Source organism: bacterium (assembly GCA_026398675.1).
Taxonomy (GTDB): Bacteria; RBG-13-66-14; RBG-13-66-14; order RBG-13-66-14; family RBG-13-66-14; genus RBG-13-66-14.
This window is the reverse complement of record JAPLSK010000281.1, coordinates 1-5326: the sequence shown is the minus strand read 5'-3', so window position 1 is coordinate 5326 and position 5326 is coordinate 1. Positions and strand designations below refer to the sequence as shown.

Annotated in this window: 3 protein-coding genes; all 3 read left to right on the top strand. The window is 67.0% G+C overall.

Annotated features, from left to right (window positions below):
• On the top strand, window positions 1–1537 hold a 1537-nt coding region (locus tag NTW26_08545), incomplete at its 5' end, for an FAD-dependent oxidoreductase (protein MCX7022300.1).
• Window positions 1538–1549: 12 nt separating this feature from the next.
• The gene (locus NTW26_08540) at window positions 1550–3319 is read left to right on the top strand and encodes a 2Fe-2S iron-sulfur cluster-binding protein (protein ID MCX7022299.1); all 1770 of its coding nucleotides are present in this window, start codon (window positions 1550–1552) and stop codon (window positions 3317–3319) included.
• Between the two features lie 358 nt (window positions 3320–3677).
• Window positions 3678–5326 (top strand): FAD-dependent oxidoreductase (locus NTW26_08535; protein MCX7022298.1); only part of this gene is annotated, 1649 nt, incomplete at its 3' end.

The following is a 5326-nucleotide window of genomic DNA, read 5'->3' as shown; positions in this document are numbered from 1 at the left end:
CCTGACGACTCTGCACTACTACCGCGAGGACTACGAGTCCCACATCAGGTACAAAAAGTGCCCCGGGGCGGTGTGCAGGAGGATCGTTTCGGCCCCCTGCCACCACACCTGCCCGGTGGGCATGGACGCCCCGAGCTACATCGCCTACATCGCCCTGGGCAAGTTCGACAAGGCCCTGGACATCATCTTTCAGGCCACGCCCTTCCCCGGCATCCTGTGCCGCATCTGCCCGCACCCCTGCGAGTTCCGCTGCACCACGGGGAACGTGGCCGACCCCATCTCCATCCGGGCCCTCAAGCGGTTCGTCCTGGAGAAGCACGGCCGGGATTACTCGCCGCCCAAGGGGGCGGGCAATCTCGACAAGGTCGCCGTCATCGGGGCCGGACCTGCCGGGTTGAGCTGTGCCTGGGACCTGGCCCGCCTCGGCTACCGCGTCACCGTCTTCGAGTCCGGCGACGTCGCCGGAGGGATGCTCTACGCCGGTATCCCGGCCTACCGCCTCCCCCGCGAGCTCATCGCCCGGGAGGTCGAGCGGGTCCGCCGGATCGGCGTGGAGATAAAGACAGGCGTGAAAATTGGTAAGGACGTCCCCTTCGAGGACCTGCGCCGGGATCACAAGGCCGTCTTCATCGCCACCGGCGCCCATACCGGCATCCCGCTGGGCCTGCCCGGCGAGGAGGTGGAGGGCGTCCAGGACGCCATAGATTTCCTCCACGAGGTCAACGTCGGGGGCCGGACCACCGTCGGCAAGCGGGTGGGCATCATCGGCGGCACCAACACCGCCCTGGACGCCGCCCGTACCGCCCGGCGCCTCGGCGCCCTCCAGGTCACCATCTTCTACAACCGGACCCACTTCGAGATTCCCGCCGACGAGCTGGAGGTCCAGGCCGGCCTGGAGGAGGGGATCGAGGTGGTCTACCTCTGCGCCCCCTCGAAAATCATCGCCGAGAAGGGGCGTCTCGTGGGTCTCGAGCTGCGGCGGGTGGAGATGCGGGGCGTGGACCCGACCGGCTGGCGCGAGCCGGTGGTCCTCGAGGGCACCGAGTTCACTGTCGAGCTCGACTCCCTCTTCCCGGCCATCAACCAGAAACCGGACCTCGCCTTCCTCCCCGCCGACGGCTTCAAGCTCACCCGGAAGGGCACCCTCGAGGTGAACCCCGGCACCATGATGACCGACTCACCCGGCGTGTTCGCCGGGGGCGACGTCGTCGCCGGGCCTTACTTCGCCACCGACGCCATGGGGCACGGCAAGCTGGCCGCCAAGTACATGGACCGCTACCTGCGGGGCGGCGACATGACCCCCGAGTACACCCTGACGAAGCCGGTGGTTAAGGTCGAGCCCTACGAGATGACGCCCGAGGAGGTCGAGACCATCGTCTCCCGGCCCGAGACCCCCCTGCAGGGGGTCGCCGAGAGGATCAAGAACTTCGAGTCGGTCGAGCTCGTCCTCGACGAGACCGCGGCCGTCAACGAGGCCAAGAGGTGCCTGCGCTGCGACTGGCGCTGGGAGCACGAGGCCGAGGAAGAAAGCCGATAGTGGGAGGATCTCATGGTTAAGCTGACCATTGACGGGCAGAGCGTGGAGGTCGAGGAGGGTACGACCGTCCTGGCGGCGGCCAGGGCGCTCGAGATTGACATCCCGACCCTGTGCTACTCCGATTTCCTCGAGCCCTACGCCGGATGCCGGATGTGCACGGTCAAGGTCGGCGAGGGCGACGGCGCCAAGCTGACCACATCCTGCAACCTGGTGGCGACCGAGGGGATGAACGTCGTCACCGGCGACGGGGACGTGCGCCGGGCCCGGAAGTTCATCCTCGAGCTCCTCCTGGCCAAGGCCCCGTCCGTGGAGCGCCTCCAGGAGCTGGGGGCGGAGTACGGGGCCGACCCCAAGCGCTTCGGCGAGCCCACCGAGGAGGCCCTGGCGAACCGCTGCATCCTCTGCGGCCTCTGCGCGCGCATCTGCCAGGAGCGGGTCAAGGCCTTCGCCATCTCCATCAACGAGCGGGGCTCCAAGAGCTACGTCTCGGCGCCCTACGACGCCCTCTCGCCCGACTGCATCGCCTGCGGCTCCTGCTCCAGCATCTGCCCCACCGGCTCGGCCAGGGTCTACGACCGCTACAACCGCAAGGTCATCCACCCCGAGCTCTCCCTGGCCTCCAACAGCGCCGTCCGGTTCACCACCAAGCAGATGGTCCCCAACGTGCCCACGGTCTACGAGGATGACTGCATCCACTTCCGGCAGAGCGCCGCCGGCAACGCCGTTGACGCCTGCCGCATCTGCGAGGAGGCCTGCGGCAAGGACGCCGTGAGCCTCGACTCCGCCGACGAGGAGGTCCAGCTCGACGTGGGGACGATCATCGTCGCCACCGGGATGCAGGTCTTCAACCCCTCGGTCATCCCCGCCCTGGGGTACCGTCGGCTGCCCAACGTCATCACCGGCATGGAGTTCGAGTTCATGTGCCGGGCCGACGGCATGACCGGCGGCCACATCGAGCTCGAGGACGGTCGCACCCCCGAGGCCATCGCCATCCTCCACTGCATCGGCTCCCGCGACGAGCGGTACCACTCCTACTGCTCCCGGGTCTGCTGCATGTACTCCTTGAAATTCGCCCACCTGGTCAAGGAGCACACCGACGCGGAGGTCTACTGCTTCTACATAGACATGCGCGCCTTCGGCAAGGGCTACGAGGAGTTCTACAAGCGCCTGCTCTCCGAGGGGGTGCACTTCATCCGCGGCAAGGCCGCCGAGGTCATGCCGGCCGGCGACAGGCTCCTGGTGGTCGCCGAGGACACCCTTCTGGGCACCACGCGCGAGGTGCCGGTGGACATGGTGATTCTGTCCACCGCCCTGGAGGCGCGTTCCGACGCCGAGGACATCCGCCGCATCGTGGGTATCAGCTGCGGCAGCCAGGGCTTCTTCCAGGAGATGCACCCCAAGCTGGCCCCCGTGGCAACCACCACCGACGGCGTGTTCATCGCCGGCGCCTGCCAGGGGCCCAAGGACATTCCGGACTCCGTGGCCCAGGGCGCCGCCGCGGCCGCCGAGGCCCTCTCCCTCATCGGCCAGGGCCAGGTCGCAATCGAGCCCATCACCTCCGTCATAGACGAGGAGCTCTGCTCCGGCTGCCGGTACTGCATCCAGAACTGCCCCTACACGGCGATTTCCTACGACACGGTGAAGAAAGTCTCCGTCGTCAACAGCGTGCTGTGCAAGGGCTGCGGAACCTGCGTGGCCGGCTGCCCATCCGGCGCCTCACACCAGCGGCACTACTCGGACACGCAGATCTACGCCGAGTTGGGCGGCATGCTGCGCCTGTAGGTCGTCCCCGGCGCCGGGTCGGCGAGGCGGTTGGTGTCTGTTGAGTTGCCGCTGCGCTCGTAGCTCCGGGGGCGGGTGTCGAAACTCCGTCGAGCGGGCCGTGCGTCGTAATTACGGGCACGGACCGGACACCGAGCGAGGACCGGGTATCGAGTGAGCGGCACGGTTCCCGAGCAACGACCACCTTCGCCCGTGTCTATGAGAGAGGACTTGGACCCGATAGCGACCGTCGGGGATGGAAGACCGCTCTTTCCGGCGAACTAAAGAAGCGCGCGGTCACCGGTAAAAGTGCGGTTCTTAAAAAAATTTTATCAACGTTCCGGTGAGAGTCAAACCGACCTCCCAGAGGGTTGAACCGATGAGCGATAACGGCAAGGAACGGATAGGCGTCTATGTCTGCCGCTGCGGGACGAACATCTCGCACATAGTGGACGTGGAGGAGGTGGCCCGGTTCGCCGCCGGACTGCCCGGCGTCGTCGTGGCCAAAGAGTACAAGTACATGTGCTCGGAGCCCGGTCAGGAGCTCATCGGTAAGGACATCGAGGAGTACGGCCTGAACCGCGTGGTGGTCGCCTCCTGCTCGCCCCTGATGCACGAGGTCACCTTCCGCGGGGCGGTGGAAGGCGCGGGGATGAACCCCTACCTCTTTCAGATGACCAACATCCGGGAGCATTGCTCCTGGGTGCATGACGACACGGTCCGGGCGACGCAGAAGGCCAAACGGCTCATCCGGGCCGCGGTGTTCCGCGTGAGCCGCCAGGAGCCCCTCGAGGAGAAGGAGGTCCCGGTTCACCCCGACGCCATGGTCGTGGGGGCGGGAATCGCCGGCATCGAGGCCGCGCTCAGGCTCGCCGACTCCGGCCGCAAGGTCTACCTCGTCGAGAAGGAGCCCTCCATCGGCGGCCACATGGCCATGTTCGACAAGACCTTCCCCACCATGGACTGCGCGGCCTGCATCCTCACCCCGAAGATGGTCTCCGTGGGCCAGCATCCCAACATCAAGCTCCTGTGCTACTCCGAGGTGGAGGAGGTCGCCGGCTACGTCGGCAACTTCAAGGTCAAGGTCCGCCAAAAGGCCCGCTACGTCACCGGGGACTGCACCGGCTGCGGCAGTTGCGCCGAGGCCTGCCCCATCGTCCTCCCCACCGAGTTCGAGCAGGGCCACGCCGAACGGAAGGCCATCTACCGCCTATTCCCCCAGGCCGTCCCCAACACCTTCAGCATCGACAAGCGGGGCGTCCCCATGTGCGAGGAGACGTGCCCCATCCACACCCGCACCCAGGGGTACGTCAACCTCATCGCGGAGGAAAGGTTCGCCGAGGCGCTCAAGGTCATCCGCGACGTCAACCCCTTCCCGGCCAGCCTGGGCCGCATCTGCCATCATCCCTGCGAGGGTCGGTGCCAGCGCGGCCCTCACGACGAGCCCATCGCCATCTGCTCCCTGAAGCGCTTCGTCGCCGACTGGGAGGTCGAGCAGAGTCTCGTGCCCGAGCCGGAAAAGTCGGAGAAATCCAAGGGCAAGCGGGTGGCGGTGATAGGCTCGGGGCCCGCGGGCCTGACCGCCGCCTACGACCTGGCCCGCGAGGGTTACGGCGTAACCGTCTTCGAGAAGTACTTCAAGCCCGGCGGCCTGATGCGAACCGGCATTCCGCCCTTCCGCCTCCCCCGGGACGTGCTGGACCGGGAGATAAACTGGATTCTCGACCACGGCATCGAGCTCAAACTCAACAGCCCCCTCGGTGAGAAGGGCCTGACCCTCGACAGCCTGTTCAAGGATGGCTACGAAGCGGTCATCCTGGCCCTGGGCACCACCAAGGGCAAGGCCCTGGGCATCGCGGGCGAGGAGCTGCCCGGAGTGGTCAACTGCCTGGACTACCTCCGCGAGGCCAACCTCCGGAACCAGGTCGAGACCGGGAAGGTCGTGGCCGTGGTCGGCGGCGGCCACGCGGCGATAGATTCGGCCCGCACCGCCCTGCGCGGCGGCGCGCAGAAGGTGATCATCCTCTA